Origin of the sequence: Streptomonospora arabica (assembly GCF_039531585.1) — a bacterium.
GTDB classification, from domain to species: Bacteria; Actinomycetota; Actinomycetes; order Streptosporangiales; family Streptosporangiaceae; genus Streptomonospora; species Streptomonospora halophila.
Genome location: NZ_BAAAQI010000007.1, coordinates 100,550 through 115,005, shown reverse-complemented (window position 1 = coordinate 115,005; position 14,456 = coordinate 100,550). Strand labels below are relative to the sequence as shown.

Genomic DNA, 14,456 nt, shown 5'->3' with positions numbered 1-14,456 from the left:
GGGATGGCGCAGACGGCACGGGACCGGCCCGCGACGGCTCGGTTGGGGCGGCCTACAGTGGGCCGAGGCGACGGGCGGCACTCGTTGAGGGCCGCCCTCTGCCGTGTCCGCCTCCTCGCGGGTCCGCCCCCCGGCGTCCGCGGGCAGCCCCCGGCCGGAAAGGACGCCTTGTGAGCCTGGCGAGCGAGTTCGACGCGGTGACGGTCGACGGCCTCCGCTCCCGCGGCGGCATCAAGTGGACGCTGTACGGCGAGGACACGCTCGGCGCGTTCATCGCCGAGATGGACTTCGGCACCGCGCCGCCGATCACCGAGGCGCTGCACGCCGCGGTCGAGCGCATGGAGTTCGGCTACCTGCCGCCGCGCGCCGTGGCGGCCATGCGCGCCGCCTGCGCCGACTGGCAGCACGACCGCTACGGCTGGAGCGTCGACCCCGCCGACGTGCACCCGACCGCCGACGTGGTCAAGGGCTTCGAGACCGCCGTCGAGCGGTTCTCCCGCCCGGGCAGCCCCGTTATCCTGCCCACCCCGGCCTACATGCCGTTCCTCACCGTTCCGCAGAGCCTGGGCCGCGAGATCATCGAGGTCCCCATGGCCCATGACGGCCGCCGCCACGTCTTCGACCTCGACGCGATCGACCGCGCCTTCCGCGCGGGCGGCCACCTGCTCACCCTGTGCAACCCCTACAACCCCCTCGGCCGGGTCTTCACCGCCGAAGAGCTCGCGGAGGTGGCCGAGGTCGTCGAACGGCACGGCGGCCGCGTCTTCGCCGACGAGATCCACGCGCCGCTGACCTACCCCGGGCACCGCCACGTGCCCTACGCGTCGGTCTCGCCGGCGGCCGCCCGGCACGCGCTGACCGCGACCTCCGCATCCAAGGCCTGGAACGTGCCCGGTCTCAAGTGCGCGCAGCTGATCGTGAGCAACCCCGGCGACGCCGCTGTCATGGCGGAGATCGGACCCGTGCTCGCCCACGGCGCGGGCAACTTCGGCGTGGCCGCCGCCACCGCCGCCTACACCGCGGGCGGGCCGTGGCTGGAGGGGGTGGTGGACTACCTCGACGGAAACCGGCGCGAACTGGCCGATCTGCTGGCCGAGCACCTGCCCGGGGTGGACTACACCCCGCCGGAGGGCACCTACCTGGCCTGGCTGGACTTCCGCGGGCTCGGGCTCGGCGACCACCCGGGCCGCGTCCTGCACGAGCGCGCCGGGGTCGTACTGGTCGACGGCCCCGACTGCGGTGCGCCCGGGCGCGGGTTCGCCCGGCTTAACTTCGCCACGCCCCGGCCCATCCTGCGTCGGCTGGTGTCCGAAATCGCCGCGGTCGCGGGCCCGGGCGCCGAACGCTCCGGCTGAGCGCCCGGGCCCGCGCGGCGCTGCCGCGCCCCCGCGCGGACGGGGGCGCGGCACCGCCTCAGAGCTGGACGACCGAGCGCAGCACGTCGCCGTGGTGCATGCGGGTGAAGGCGTCCTCGACGCCCTCAAGCGGGATGGTCTCGGAGACGAACGCGTCCAGGTCGAGCCGGCCCTGCAGGTAGAGGTCGATCAGCATCGGGAAGTCGCGGCTGGGAAGGCAGTCGCCGTACCAGGACGACTTCAGGGAGCCGCCGCGGCCGAACACGTCCAGCATCGGCAGCTCCAGCGTCATGTCCGGCGTGGGCACTCCCACCAGGACCAGGGTGCCGGCCAGGTCGCGGGCGTAGAACGCCTGCCGGTAGGTCTCGGGGCGGCCCACGGCCTCGATGACCACGTCGGCGCCGAACCCGCCGGTCAGCTTGCGCACCGTCTCGACGGGGTCCTGCTCGCCGGCGTCCACGGTGTGGGTGGCGCCCAGTCCGGCGGCGGACTCCAGCTTGCGCCGGTCGAGGTCGACGGCGATGATGCGGGCGGCACCGGCCAGGCGGGCTCCGGCGACCGCCGCCGCGCCGACACCGCCGCACCCGATGACGGCGACGCTGTCGCCGCGTCCTACGGCACCGGTGTTGATCGCCGCTCCGATGCCGGCCATCACCCCGCACCCGAGCAGCCCGGCGACGCCGGGCGGGGCCTCGGGGTCGACCTTGGTGCACTGGCCCGCGGCCACCAGCGTCTTGTCGCAGAAGGCGCCGATGCCGAGGGCGGGGGAGAGGGGCGTACCGTCGGTCAGCGTCATCGGCTGGGCGGCGTTGTGGGTGTCGAAGCAGTACCAGGGGCGGCCGCGCTTGCAGGCACGGCACTGCCCGCAGACCGCGCGCCAGTTGAGCACCACGAAGTCGCCCGGCGCGACCTCGGTGACCCCGTCGCCGACCGCCTCCACCAGGCCCGCGGCCTCGTGGCCGAGCAGGAAGGGGAACTCGTCGCTGATACCGCCCAGCTTGTAGTGCAGGTCGGTGTGGCACACCCCGCACGCCTGCACGCGTACCACGGCCTCTCCGGGGCCGGGATCGGGAACGAGGATGGTCTCCATCTCGACGGGTGCGTCCTTGGTCCGCGCGACGACTCCGCGCACTTCCTGCGTCATCCGGCCATGCCCTCTTTCGTTGCCGCCTTGCCCTGATGCCGTGCTTCGCCGCCGAGGCAGCGGGCGAGCGCTGCGGGACCCCGCGCCCCGCACCTCCCTGAGGCCATGGTGGCCAGTCGGCGCCACCGCGTCTACCACCCGTGCGGAGGAGGAGATCCGCGCCGCCGGTCCGTTTTCCCGGCCGGCGCCGATTTCCGGCCGGCCGCGCCCGGCCGCGCCGAGGGCGCGGCCCGCCGGCCGGTTGCAGGCGGGAGCCCCGGTGCGGGTGTGAGCCGGGGCACCCGTCGGTGCCCGCGGGGCCGACAGGGTAGGAAGGTTGCCATGACAGAAACGACGGACACCTCGCCCGGTTGGCTCTCCCGCACCGATATCGAGGATGCGCGCGGACGGCTGCCCATCGTCTACGTCAACGCGGTGCCCGTCCGCGTCGACGAGTCCGGTTCGGTGGCGAGCGTCGGCCTCCTCCTGGGCGTAGCGCCCGACGGTTCCATCAGCCGCGCTCTGGTCTCGGGCCGGGTGCTCTACCACGAGCGGCTCAGAGACGCCCTGCTGCGCCACCTGGAGAAGGACCTCGGGCCGGTGGCGCTGCCGCACGTGCCCGCCTCGCCGCAGCCGTTCACCGTGGCCGAGTACTTCCCCACCCCGGGTATCACCCCCTTCCACGACCCCCGGCAGCACGCGGTCTCACTCGCCTACGTCGTGCCGGTCACCGGGGACTGCCGGCCGCGCCAGGACGCGCTCGACCTGGTGTGGTTCTCGCCGGAGGAGGCGGCCGGCGAGGGCGTGCAGCAGGAGATGAGCGGGGGGCAGGGCGTGCTGCTGCGCCAGGCGCTGGCCCACGTCGGCCTGGTCCCCTGAGGGCGGGCGCGCTCAGCCGGCTCCGCCGCCGGCGCCGCGCAGGCGGGTGTTCTCCTCCTGCAGGTCGAGGATGCGGGCGATGCCGGCGAGGTTGACCCCCTCCTCGGCCAGTTCGGCGATGCGGCGGAGCCGGGCTATGTCGTTGTCGCTGTACAGGCGCGTGCCTCCGTCGGTGCGCGCGGGGGAGAGCAGTCCGCGCTGCTCGTACAGCCGCAGCGACTGGGGAGCGATCCCGGCGAGGTCGGCGGCGACCGAGATGGTGTAGAGGGCCCGGTCGGGACCGGGGCGGCCGTCGGCGGTCATCGGCGGGGGGCCTTTCGCGGTGGGGGGAGCAGACCGCTGAGCCGGTGGAGCGCGGCACGCTGGTTACCGGTCAGGGGCCCGGCGGGCACGTCCAGGGTCACCTCCAGCAGCAGGGCGCCGGCCGAGGCGCCGGGGGCGCGGGCGGGCACACCCCGGCCGGGTACGCGCACGGTGCTGCCCGGCATCGTACCCGGGCACACGGCCACGGTGATCTCCGATCCGTCCAGCGCCGCAACCCGCGCCTCGGTGCCGAGCACCATCTCGGCGTAGCCGAGCACCAAGGGCGCACGCAGGTCGTCGCCATCGCGGCGGAACACGGGGTGCGCGGCCACCCGCACGGTCGCCACCAGGTCGCCGGGCGGCCCGCCGTGCGCGCCGGCCGATCCGCGACCGCGCAGCCGCAGTCGCGCGCCGTCGCCGGTGCCGGGCGGCACGGCGACCTCCAGGCGGGCGCCGCCGGCCGCGTGCAGGGAGGCCGTACCGCCGTAGACGGCCTGCGCCAGGTCGACGCGCAGTTCGGCGTGTGCGTCGCGCCCGCGCCGGGGACGGGGCCGGCGCACCCGCACCGGGATCGACACGCCTCGCTCCGGTCCTGCGCCGGCCTCGCCGTCTGCGTCCGCGCGGCTCCGGGACAGCGCCTCGTAGGCGTCGCGGATACGGGCGTAGGAGTCGCGGTCGCCGGTCGGGGAGTCGGGGTGGCGGCTCCGGGCCAGCGCGCGGAAGGCGCGGGAGATCTCCTCCCGGCTCGCCGTGCGGTCCACCCCCAGAACCGTGTAGGGGTCCTCCGAAGAGGACATGTTCCTTCCCTCCCCGAGTTGAACTCTCTTTTGCGATCGAGGTGTTTATTCTCCACCAGCCGTGGTATAAAACCTGCGTCTCTTCGCATCAGGTTATGCATTCGACAGTGGAGGTGACCATGATGCTGATGCGTACGGACCCCTTCCGCGACTTCGACCGCATCACCCAGCGCCTGCTCGGCGACACCGCCCGTCCGGCGGCGATGCCCATGGACGCCTACCGGGACGGCGACCACTTCGTGATCCACTTCGACCTTCCCGGAGTCCGGCCCGACTCGATCGACCTGGAGATCGAGCGCAACGTGCTGACCGTCAGGGCCGAACGGGCCGACACCGCACAGCAGGGACGGGAGATGGTCGCGGCCGAGCGGCCGTCGGGCACCTTCTCCCGGCAGCTGTTCCTCGGGGAGACCCTGGACGCGGACAACATCGCCGCCGACTACGCGGACGGTGTGCTCACGCTGCGCGTCCCCGTCGCCGAACAGGCGAAGCCCCGCAAGATCAACGTCAGCGGAGGCGACCAGGCGCGCCGGATCAGCGCCTGACACCCGCGGGGCAGACCGCGAAGGCGGGGCCGGAGGTTCGTCCGACCGGTCCCGCCTGACGCGTCCGCGCCGGCCAAGCGGCGTACGAGAGCTTTCCGGCAGCGGCAAGAGTGCCGCCGCGACGAAAGGAGACCCGTGTCCGCGACGACGAACACGCTTCGAAAGACCCGCGCCGCCGTCGAGTACGCGCTGCGCGGCGCCACGACCGATGCCGCCCACCTGCGGCTGCTCGACCTGCTGCACGCGCTGAAGGGCTACGAGGAGGCCCTCGGCGGCGACCCGGCCGAGATCGCCCCCCGGCTGGAGCGCCTGCGCACCGCCGTGGCCCGGGTGGCGGCCGACTCGCGCGTCCGGGGACCGGTCGATGCCCCGGCCGCCGCGACCGTCCGCGAACTCGACGAGAACCTCTCCCGCGTCCTGTGGGGCCGCCTGGGACGCGAGCCGGCCCGATTGGCGAGCTGAAGCGGTGCGGGCCGCGCTGACGCTCCGCGACGGCGGCCGCGGCCGCCGCCGGAGCGCGCGGTGCGGTGCACCCGAGGCGCCGGGGCGAGTGCGGTGGAGCGCTGAAGTGGCGGTCCGCAAAGTCGCAATCCGGCTCGCCCCTGAAACGGGTGAAATCGGGTGACAGCCGCACAACACCGGGAATGCTGACAACCGAGGCCAATCGAGGTCCTGCGTAGCGATCCGATCGAGGCGGCGGTATGGGCGAGTCCCGCAGCAGGCACCGCAGGCGGCACCGCGCGCGCAGTGTGGCGCTCTCCGCGCTCGCGGCCGTGGTCGTTCTGGTGGCGGCCACCGGCGGAGTGGCGCTGTGGCGCACGGAGACCTACGACGACAACATCGAGCGCATCGTCGGCGCCCTGCCGTCGAACCGCGCCTCGGCCGAGGCCGACCCCGGTGAGAACTGGCTGCTGGTGGGCTCGGACCTGCGCGGCGATGCGACGGTCGGCAAGTGGCGCAGCGGCGAGTCGGGCTCCGACGTGATCATCCTGCTGCACATGCCCGAGGACTCCGAGCGCGCCTTCGCCGTCTCCTTTCCGCGCGACGCGTGGGTCGAGGTGCCCGGCCACGGCAAAGCCAAGATCAACGACGCCTATCGGCAGGGCGGTCCCCGACTGCTCGTGCGCACGGTCGAGGAGCTCAGCGGCGTCGCGATCGACCACTTCGCCGCGCTGGACTTCCACGGGTTCGAGCGGATGGTCGACGCGCTCGGCGGTGTCACGCTGGACCTGCCGCACGCGATCCACGACCCCACCAACGGCTGGCACTGGCCGGCGGGCGAGAACCACATGGACGGCGAGGAGGCGCTGCGCTTCGTCCGCGAGCGCAAGGGCCTCTCCGGCAGCGACATCGACCGTGTCGAGCGCCAGCAGGTGTTCCTCAACGCGATGGCCGAGAAGGCCGCGGAGTCCGACCTGGCCTCCGACCCGCAGCGGCTCGACCGCCTGCTGACGGCCGCCAGCGAGTCCATGGCCGTCGACGACCAGGCCGACGCCGCGACGCTGCGGGCCGCCGCGCTGCGGCTGCTCGACACCGGGCCCGAGCGGATGACCTTCGCGACCCTGGCGGTCACCGAGCCCGCGTGGATCGACGGCCGGAACGTGCTGCGCCTGGACGAATCCGTCAACGACGGGCTCTTCGAAGCGCTGGAGGAGGACCGGCTGCAGGCCTACATCGACAAGCACGGCCTGGCCAACGACGCCGAGCGGCTGGGCTGAGACCGGCGGCGCGCCCGGCCCGGGCGGGACCGGCGGGAGCGCGCCGGAACCCGACGGAGGCGCCTGCGCCCCCGCTCAGGCCCCGGCCGCCTCGGCCAGGGCGCGGAAGACCAGTGCAGTGGAGGCCGCACCCGGGTCCAGATGGCCGACGCTGCGCTCGCCGAGGTAGGACGCGCGGCCCTTGCGCGCCTGCAGGGGCTCGGTCGCGCGCAGGCCCTCATCGGCCGCGTCCGCCGCCGCCCGGGCGGCCTCGTCCAGCCGGCCGCCGGAGCCTGCGACCCGCGTGAACGCGTCCACGGCCGGCGCGAACGCGTCGACCATCGTCTTGTCGCCGGCCTGCGCGCCGCCCAGCCGGCGCACCTCCTCGAGTGCGGCCGACAGCGCGGCGCCGACCTCCTCGGTTTCGGCGCGCTCGGCGGCCAGCCGCTTGCCCGCGGCGCGGAAGGCCGAGCCGTACAGCGGCCCCGAGGCGCCGCCGACCTTCGATACCAGGGTGGTGCCGGTCTTGGTCAGCACGGCGCCGACCGACTCGGGGCTCATGGCGCCCACGGCGTCGACGGCCGCCGCGAAGCCGCGCTGCATGTTCGCCCCGTGGTCGCCGTCCCCGATGGCGGCGTCCAGTTCGCCCAGCCGCTCCCGGTCGCGCTCGACGGCCGCCCCGATCGCCCGCACCCAGGCGCGCGCGAGTTCGATGTCCACCGGCGTCTCCCAACCCTCGTCACGTGTGTCGTCGCCTACCCCACACAGCATGCCCCGCCGCGGCGGCGGTACCACCCGCCGGGCGTCGCAGGCCGCGGCGCCGGAGCGCGCCCCGGCCGGGCCTCGGCGCACCCCGGGCGGCGGCCCGCGCCTGCGCCGCCCGGAGCGTCCGCGTTCGGCGAGAGGCCCCTCAGATCCCCCACCGCAGCCCCGGTGTGCTCACGGGGGCGTCCCACAGGTCCGTGAAGCCCTCCTCGGCCTCGCACACCGTGATGGAGCAGCCGGCCATGTCCAGGCTGGTCACGTAGTCGCCGACGGCGTTGCGGACGATGGAGACCCCGCGTTCCTCCAGCAGCGCCGCGACCTCGCCGTAGACCAGGTACAGCTCGCTGAGCGGCGTGCCGCCCATCCCGTTGACCACGACGATCGCCTCCGCGCCCGACTCCAGCGGGCGGTCGTCGAGGACCGCGTCGACCATGTCCGAGACGATCTCGCTCGCCGGGCGCAGCTTCTCGCGGCGCCGGCCCGGCTCACCGTGGATGCCCACGCCCACCTCGACCTCGTCCTCGGGCAGGTCGAAGCCCGGGCGGCCCGCCGAGGGCGTGGTGCAGGCGGTCAGCGCCACCGCGAAGGAGCGCGACGCGGCGTCGACGCGGCGGCCGATCGCGGCCACCTCCTCCAGGGCGTCCCCGCGCGCCGCCGCCGCTCCGGCGATCTTCTCCACCAGCAGCGTGGCCCCCGTGCCGCGCCGGCCCGCGGTGAAGGTGGAGTCCTCCACCGCCACGTCGTCGTCGACCAGCACGGTCTCGACCCGCCGGCCCTCCTCGCCGGCCAGTTCCGCGGCCATCTCGAAGTTCATCACGTCGCCGGTGTAGTTCTTGACGATCAGCACGGTGCCCTCGCCGCTGTCGGCGGCGCGCACCGCCTCGACGACCTGGTCGGGAACCGGTGAGGTGAAGATCTCCCCGGGACATGCGGCGTCCAGCATGCCCTCGCCGACGAAGCCGGTGTGCAGCGGCTCGTGGCCGGAGCCCCCGCCCGAGACGAGGCCGACCTTGCCCGGCACCGCGCCGCGGGCGCGTGTGACCACGCGGGACTCCAGGTTCACGGACAGGTCGGGGTGGGCGGCCGCGAATCCGGCCAGCGCGTCGGTCAGGTAGGTGTCGGCGGTGTTGAGGAACTTCTTCATACGACTCGCTCCCGCGATGGCCTCGGCGGTGATATGCGCCGCAGCGCGCTTCCAGATGAGTAGCCTAGATCCCCATGGAAAACAGCGGCTCCACTGTCGGGATCGTGCTCGTGTCGCACAGCGGGAAACTCGCCGAAGGACTGCGCGAGCTGATCGACCAGCTCGGCTCGGCGGGCGGGCGTGTCTTCTGCGCCGGCGGCACGGACGAGGGAGGGCTCGGAACCTCCTACGAGCGGGTGAGCGCGGCCATCGCCGAGGCCGACTCGGGCGCGGGCGTGGTGGTGCTGCCCGACATCGGCAGCGCCGTGCTCACGGCGCGGCTGGTGCTGGAGGACGAGCCGCGCGAGGACGTGGTTGTCGTGGACGCCCCCTTCGTCGAAGGCGCGGTCTCCGCGGCGGTGACCGCGGCGACGGGCGGCGAGCTGTCCGCGGTCGCCGATGCGGCACGCGAGGCCCGCGGGCAGGCGAAGTTCCCGGCCTGAGGCCCGCGGAGGGCGGCCCCGCGTCTGCGGGCGCCGCCGGGGCGGCGCGGGGGCCTGCGGAGGGGCCGCGGTGCAGGCTGCGGCCGCGAGGCGGGAAAACCTTTTGCGCGGCCGCTTATCCTGGACTGCGGTATGAAAACGTCGTCTGCGGCCCCCTCCGGCTCCCGTTCCGGCATCGACCACCCTGAGCTCCGCGATCTCCGCCGGCGCCTGGCCCCGCTGATGCTCGCCGACCGGCACCGCCTGCGCCGCCGTATCGACGGGCTGCAGAAGGTCCGCACCGAGAGCAAGCGCGCCGGCATCGCCGCCGAGATCGCGGCCGAGATCGACTCCGCCCAGGCCCGTGTCGACCGCCGCGCCTCCGCCGTGCCCGCGATCGACTACCCCGAGGCGCTGCCGGTCAGCGCGCGCCGCGACGACATCGCGGCGGCCGTGCGCGACAACCAGGTCGTCATCGTCGCCGGCGAGACCGGCTCCGGAAAGACCACCCAGCTGCCCAAGATCTGCATGGAGCTGGGGCGCGGCGTGCACGGCGCCATCGGCCACACCCAGCCGCGCCGGCTGGCCGCGCGCACCGTCGCCGAGCGGATCGCCGAGGAGCTCGACACCCGGCTCGGCGAGGCCGTGGGCTACAAGGTGCGCTTCACCGACCGTTCCGGCGACGACACGCTGGTCAAGCTGATGACCGACGGCATCCTGCTGGCCGAGATCCAGCAGGACCGGATGCTGCGCCGCTACGACACGCTGATCATCGACGAGGCGCACGAGCGCAGCCTGAACATCGACTTCCTCCTCGGCTACATCAAGCAGCTGCTGCCGCGCCGCCCCGAGCTGAAGGTGATCATCACCTCGGCGACCATCGACCCCGAGCGCTTCTCACGCCACTTCGGCGACGCCCCGATCGTCGAGGTGTCCGGGCGCACCTATCCCGTCGAGGTCCGCTACAACCCCGTCGAGGAGGAGTCCGAGCAGGAGGACCAGACCCAGGCGATCTGCTCTGCGGTCGACGAGCTGCAGGCCGAGGGGCCCGGCGACGTCCTCGTGTTCCTCAGCGGCGAGCGCGAGATCCGCGACACCGCCGACGCGCTGCACAAGCGGAGGCTGCGCGACACCGAGATCGTGCCCCTGTTCGCCCGCCTCTCCGCCGCCGAGCAGCACCGGGTCTTCGCCCCGCACAGCGGGCGCCGCATCGTCCTGGCCACCAACGTCGCCGAGACCTCGCTGACGGTGCCGGGCATCCGCTACGTCATCGATCCGGGCACCGCCCGCATCTCGCGCTACAGCCACCGCACCAAGGTGCAGCGGCTGCCGATCGAACCGGTCTCCCAGGCCTCGGCGAACCAGCGCAAGGGCCGCTGCGGCCGCGTCGCCGAGGGCATCTGCATCCGGCTCTACTCCGAGGACGACTTCCTCGCCCGGCCGGAGTTCACCGACCCCGAGATCCTGCGCACCAACCTCGCCTCGGTCATCCTGCAGATGGCCGCGCTGGGCCTGGGCGACGTCGCCGCCTTCCCGTTCGTCGACGGCCCCGACCGCCGCCAGATCAAGGACGGCGTGCACCTGCTGCAGGAGCTGGGCGCACTCGACCCCGGCGAGCCCGACCCCGGCAAGAGCCTCACGCCGATCGGGCGCCGCCTCTCCCAGCTGCCGGTCGACCCCCGGCTGGGCCGCATGGTGCTGGAGGCCGAGGACAACGGCTGCCTGCGCGAGGTCATGATCATCGCGGCGGCGCTGTCGATCCAGGACCCGCGCGAGCGCCCCGCCGACAAGCAGCAGGCCGCCGACGAGCAGCACGCCCGCTTCGCCGACAAGGAGTCGGACTTCCTGGCCTTCGTGAACCTGTGGGACTACCTGCAGGAGCAGCAGCGCGTGCTGTCGGGCAACCGGTTCCGGCGCATGTGCCGCGACGAGTACCTGAACTACCTGCGCGTCCGCGAATGGCAGGACATCTACAGCCAGCTCAAGCAGGTCGTCAAGGCCGACGGCGCCACGCTGAACACCTCCGCTCCCGCGCCGCGCGAGATCCACGTGTCGCTGCTTGCGGGGCTGCTGTCCCACGTCGGCCTCAAGGACCCCGACAAGCACGAGTACCTGGGCGGGCGCGGCGCCCGCTTCGCGATCTTCCCCGGCTCCTCGCTGTTCAAGAAGCAGCCCCGCTACGTCATGGCGGCCGAACTGGTCGAGACCTCGCGGCTGTGGGCGCGCATGGTCGCGCGCATCGAGCCCGAGTGGGCCGAGCGGCTCGGCTCCCACCTGGTCAAACGCAGCTACAGCGAGCCGCACTGGGAGAAAAACCGCGGCGCGGTCATGGCCTACGAGCGGGTCACCCTCTACGGGGTGCCGCTGGTGGCCCAGCGCAAGGTCGCCTACGGCTCGATCGACCCCGGAGTCTCGCGCGAGCTGTTCATCCGCAACGCGCTGGTCGAGGGCGACTGGAACACCCAGCACGGCTTCTTCCACCAGAACCGGAAGCTGCTGGAGGAGGTCGAGGACCTGGAGCACCGCGCCCGCCGGCGCGACATCCTGGTCGACGACGAGACGCTGTTCCAGTTCTACGACGAGCGGGTGGGCGCCGAGGCCGTTTCGGCCGCCCACTTCGACACCTGGTGGAAGCGCGTCCGGCGGCGGCAGCCCGACCTGCTCAACTTCGAGAAGTCGATGCTGATCAACCAGGGCACCGCCCGGGTCAGCGAACAGGACTACCCCGACCGGTGGCGCCAGGGCGAGCTCGCGTTCGAGCTCGGCTACCAGTTCGAGCCCGGCACCGACGCCGACGGCGTCACCGCGGTCGTGCCGCTGACCGTGCTCAACCAGGTGGCCGAGGAGGGCTTCGACTGGCAGATCCCCGGCCTGCGCGAGGACCTCGTCACCGCGCTGATCCGGTCGCTGCCCAAGCCGCTGCGGCGCAACTTCGTGCCCGTGCCCGACACCGCACGCGCGGTGCTGGGCCGGCTGACGCCCTACTCCGAGCCGCTCGCGCAGGCGCTGGCCCGCGAGCTGAGCACGTTGAGCGGCGAGCGGATCGGCCCCGGCGACTTCGACTGGGAGAAGGTGCCCGACCACCTGCGCATCACCTTCCGCGCCGTCGGCGACGGCCAGCAGACCCTGGCCGAGGAGAAGGACCTGGCGGCGCTGCGGGCACGGCTCAAGCCCCGGCTGCAGAAGGCCATCTCGGCCGAGGCGCGCGACATCGAGCGCTCCGGCCTGGACGACTGGGACTTCGGCCCGCTGCAGCGGGTGTTCGAACGCCGCTCGGCCGGTCCCACCGTCAAGGGGTATCCCGCGCTGGTGGACGAGGGCGAGACCGTCGCCGTCCGCCTGTTCGACTCGGCGGCCGAGCAGCGCCAGGCCATGTGGCGCGGCGTGCGGCGGCTGCTCCTCCTGCAGGTGCCCTCGCCGGCGGCGGTGGTCCAGCGCGGCCTGGACAACCGCACCAAGCTGGCCCTCAGCCACAACCCGCACGGCGGCGTGCCCGCCCTGTTCGCGGACTGCCTGGAGTGCGCGGCCGACGCGCTGATGGCCGCCCGCGGCGGGCTGGAGGCGCTCACCTCCGCGGACGGCGGCGAATGGGACCCCGCGGCCTTCGCCGCCCTGCGCGAGTACGTGCGCGCCGAGCTCGCCGACACCCTCGACGAAGCGGTGTCGGGCGCGGCGCGAGTGCTGCAGACCGCGCACGACCTCGGGCGCAGGCTCAAGGGCACCACCAGCCTGGCCGTGCTGCCGTCGCTGAACGACATCCAGGGCCAGATCGCCGGGCTCGTACGCCCCGGCTTCGTCACCGAGGCCGGGCTGGCGCGGCTGCCGCACGTGCACCGCTACCTCAAGGCCGTCGAGTACCGGCTGGCGAAGATGCCCGAGAACCCGCGCCGCGACCAGGTCAACATGTCCAAGGTCGAGCAGATGCGCCAGGCCCGCGACAAGCTGCTCGGCGAGCTCCCGCCGGGCCGCGGCCAGGACGCCGACGTCCGCGAGATCGGCTGGATGCTGGAGGAGTTCCGGGTGAGTCTCTTCGCGCAGGAGGTGGGCGCCGCCTACCCGGTGTCGGAGAAGCGGATCCTCAAGGCGATCGAGGCGGCCCGGAGCTGACGGAGAGGGCGCGCTCCGGCCGCCGGCGGCGCGCCTCCGCGCTCGGCCGAGACGGTGGAAACCGGATAATCGGGCGGAAGGCCAGGCGGGCGCCGGCCGGGCGTGCAACGGGGTGCCGGAGCCCGGCCGCCCGCACCGGTCGCCCCTCCGGCGACCCGCACCGGCATCCGAACCGACCGAAAGGGCATCCATGACCGCATCCCGCCTGCTGTGGATCGGGACCTACACCCCCGACGCCGATCCCGAGGCCGCCGGGGCCGGCATCCACCGCGCCCGGCTGGACCCCGCCACCGGTGCGCTGAGCGGAGGCGAGGCGGCCGTCCGCACCACCGGGCCCTCCTTCCTTGCCGCGCACCCCGGCGGCGGCGTGCTCTACGCGGTCAGCGAGTGCGACCGGGGCGCGGTCGGCGCGTTCGCCGTCGGCGGGCGAGCCGGCACCGGCGGCGCTCCCGCGCTGACCGGGATCGCAAGCGTCTCGACGGGCGGGGCCTCGCCCTGCCACGTCCTGGTCCACCCCGAGGGGCGCCACGTCGTGGCCGCCAACTACGCCGACGGGCGCGTCAGCGTCCATCCGCTGGACGAGGAGGGGTCGCCCCGGGCGGCCGTCGCGGTGCTGGAGCACACCGGACACGGCCCCAACCCCGCGCGCCAGGAGCAGCCGCACGCCCACTCCGCGGCGATCGCGCCCGGAGGCCGGCACCTGCTGGTCGCCGACCTCGGCACCGACGAGCTGCGCTGCTACGCCTTCGACCCGCGGGCGGCCGATCCGGTGGGCCCGCTGTCGGTGGCCGCCCGCCTCGTGCCGGGAGCGGGGCCGCGCCACATGGCCGTCCACCCCAACGGGCACCTGTACGTGGCCGGGGAGCTGGACTCGCGCGTGCACGTCCTGTCCTGGGACCCGGAGCGGGCGCGGGCGGTGCCCGTCGCCGACGCCGCCGCCAGCGGCCACGACGGCCCCAACCACCCGGGCGAGGTCGCGCTGTCGGGCGACGGCCGGCTGGTCTACGTGTCCAACCGCGGCGCCGACACCATCGCGACCTTCGAGATCACCGGGGGCGGTACGGGCCTGCGCCGCATCGCCGAGACGCCGTGCGGCGGTGCCTGGCCGCGGCACTTCGCGATCACCGACGGCCACATCGTCGTCGCCAACCAGAAGTCGGCCGAGCTGTCGACACTGCGCCTCGACGCCCGGGGCATCCCGGCGGACACCGGCCACCGCCTCACCGTCAGCGACCCGGCCTGCGTGCTGCCGGCCTAGCCAGGGGCCGGGCGGAGCGGCG

The 14,456-nt window shown here is 74.0% G+C and carries 13 protein-coding genes; 8 read left to right on the top strand and 5 right to left on the bottom strand.

Annotated features, from left to right (window positions below; genetic code table 11):
• Positions 1-170 precede the first annotated feature (170 nt).
• A complete protein-coding gene (locus tag ABD284_RS13930) occupies positions 171-1,355 on the top strand; it encodes a MalY/PatB family protein (RefSeq protein ID WP_344143377.1) in 1,185 nt (394 codons plus the stop codon).
• A gap of 58 nt (positions 1,356-1,413) precedes the next feature.
• Here ABD284_RS13930 and ABD284_RS13925 read toward each other — a convergent pair whose 3' ends face one another.
• Complete coding sequence (locus ABD284_RS13925) at positions 1,414-2,499, bottom strand: S-(hydroxymethyl)mycothiol dehydrogenase (RefSeq protein ID WP_344143376.1); 1,086 nt, start codon at positions 2,497-2,499, stop codon at positions 1,414-1,416.
• 321 nt (positions 2,500-2,820) lie between these two features.
• On the opposite strand from ABD284_RS13925, the gene ABD284_RS13920 reads away from it, so the two are divergent.
• Entirely contained in the window at positions 2,821-3,357 is a 537-nt protein-coding gene (locus ABD284_RS13920; RefSeq protein WP_344143374.1) for an NUDIX hydrolase family protein, read from the top strand.
• A 12-nt stretch (positions 3,358-3,369) separates the two neighbouring features.
• On the opposite strand, the gene ABD284_RS13915 is transcribed toward ABD284_RS13920, so the two are convergent.
• Complete coding sequence (locus tag ABD284_RS13915; protein ID WP_344143373.1) at positions 3,370-3,660, bottom strand: MerR family transcriptional regulator; 291 nt, start codon at positions 3,658-3,660, stop codon at positions 3,370-3,372.
• On the bottom strand, positions 3,657-4,457 hold the full coding sequence (locus ABD284_RS13910; RefSeq protein ID WP_344143372.1) for a DnaJ C-terminal domain-containing protein: 801 nt from the start codon (positions 4,455-4,457) through the stop codon (positions 3,657-3,659). Before ABD284_RS13910 ends, ABD284_RS13915 begins: the two co-directional genes overlap by 4 nt.
• Positions 4,458-4,576: 119 nt before the next feature.
• Between ABD284_RS13910 and ABD284_RS13905 the strand changes: the two genes are divergently transcribed.
• The 3 genes from ABD284_RS13905 to ABD284_RS13895 all read left to right on the top strand — a co-directional run bounded on the left by ABD284_RS13905 (position 4,577) and on the right by ABD284_RS13895 (position 6,720).
• Positions 4,577-5,002 (top strand): Hsp20/alpha crystallin family protein, encoded by a 426-nt coding sequence (locus tag ABD284_RS13905; RefSeq protein WP_344143552.1) that lies wholly within the window; start codon positions 4,577-4,579, stop codon positions 5,000-5,002.
• A gap of 135 nt (positions 5,003-5,137) precedes the next feature.
• The gene (locus tag ABD284_RS13900; protein ID WP_344143371.1) at positions 5,138-5,464 is read left to right on the top strand and encodes a hypothetical protein; all 327 of its coding nucleotides are present in this window, start codon (positions 5,138-5,140) and stop codon (positions 5,462-5,464) included.
• A gap of 239 nt (positions 5,465-5,703) precedes the next feature.
• The gene (locus ABD284_RS13895; RefSeq protein WP_344143369.1) at positions 5,704-6,720 is read left to right on the top strand and encodes an LCP family protein; all 1,017 of its coding nucleotides are present in this window, start codon (positions 5,704-5,706) and stop codon (positions 6,718-6,720) included.
• A 75-nt stretch (positions 6,721-6,795) separates the two neighbouring features.
• On the opposite strand, the gene dhaL is transcribed toward ABD284_RS13895, so the two are convergent.
• Positions 6,796-7,419 carry a dihydroxyacetone kinase subunit DhaL gene (gene dhaL, locus ABD284_RS13890; protein WP_344143368.1) on the bottom strand — a complete coding sequence of 208 codons (624 nt, stop codon included), beginning with the start codon at positions 7,417-7,419 and terminating at the stop codon, positions 6,796-6,798.
• Between the two features lie 190 nt (positions 7,420-7,609).
• Complete coding sequence (dhaK, locus tag ABD284_RS13885; protein WP_344143367.1) at positions 7,610-8,608, bottom strand: dihydroxyacetone kinase subunit DhaK; 999 nt, start codon at positions 8,606-8,608, stop codon at positions 7,610-7,612.
• Between the two features lie 74 nt (positions 8,609-8,682).
• Between dhaK and dhaM the strand changes: the two genes are divergently transcribed.
• The 3 genes from dhaM to ABD284_RS13870 all read left to right on the top strand — a co-directional run bounded on the left by dhaM (position 8,683) and on the right by ABD284_RS13870 (position 14,434).
• Positions 8,683-9,090, top strand: a complete 408-nt coding sequence (gene dhaM / locus ABD284_RS13880; RefSeq protein ID WP_344143366.1) for a dihydroxyacetone kinase phosphoryl donor subunit DhaM — start codon at positions 8,683-8,685, stop codon at positions 9,088-9,090.
• A 132-nt stretch (positions 9,091-9,222) separates the two neighbouring features.
• Positions 9,223-13,176 (top strand): ATP-dependent RNA helicase HrpA, encoded by a 3,954-nt coding sequence (gene hrpA / locus ABD284_RS13875; RefSeq protein ID WP_344143365.1) that lies wholly within the window; start codon positions 9,223-9,225, stop codon positions 13,174-13,176.
• Between the two features lie 190 nt (positions 13,177-13,366).
• Positions 13,367-14,434 carry a lactonase family protein gene (locus ABD284_RS13870; protein ID WP_344143364.1) on the top strand — a complete coding sequence of 356 codons (1,068 nt, stop codon included), beginning with the start codon at positions 13,367-13,369 and terminating at the stop codon, positions 14,432-14,434.
• The last annotated feature ends 22 nt before the right edge of the window (positions 14,435-14,456 follow it).

Bases quoted from the DNA above. Each gene is read 5' to 3' on its own strand.
- dhaK (WP_344143367.1), bottom strand. From the start codon at position 8,608: ATGAAGAAGTTCCTCAACACCGCCGACACCTACCTGACCGACGCGCTG.
- hrpA (WP_344143365.1), top strand. From the start codon at position 9,223: ATGAAAACGTCGTCTGCGGCCCCCTCCGGCTCCCGTTCCGGCATCGAC.
- ABD284_RS13915 (WP_344143373.1), bottom strand. From the start codon at position 3,660: ATGACCGCCGACGGCCGCCCCGGTCCCGACCGGGCCCTCTACACCATC.
- ABD284_RS13925 (WP_344143376.1), bottom strand. From the start codon at position 2,499: ATGACGCAGGAAGTGCGCGGAGTCGTCGCGCGGACCAAGGACGCACCC.
- ABD284_RS13870 (WP_344143364.1), top strand. From the start codon at position 13,367: ATGACCGCATCCCGCCTGCTGTGGATCGGGACCTACACCCCCGACGCC.
- ABD284_RS13905 (WP_344143552.1), top strand. From the start codon at position 4,577: ATGATGCTGATGCGTACGGACCCCTTCCGCGACTTCGACCGCATCACC.
- ABD284_RS13920 (WP_344143374.1), top strand. From the start codon at position 2,821: ATGACAGAAACGACGGACACCTCGCCCGGTTGGCTCTCCCGCACCGAT.
- dhaM (WP_344143366.1), top strand. From the start codon at position 8,683: ATGGAAAACAGCGGCTCCACTGTCGGGATCGTGCTCGTGTCGCACAGC.
- ABD284_RS13910 (WP_344143372.1), bottom strand. From the start codon at position 4,457: ATGTCCTCTTCGGAGGACCCCTACACGGTTCTGGGGGTGGACCGCACG.
- ABD284_RS13895 (WP_344143369.1), top strand. From the start codon at position 5,704: ATGGGCGAGTCCCGCAGCAGGCACCGCAGGCGGCACCGCGCGCGCAGT.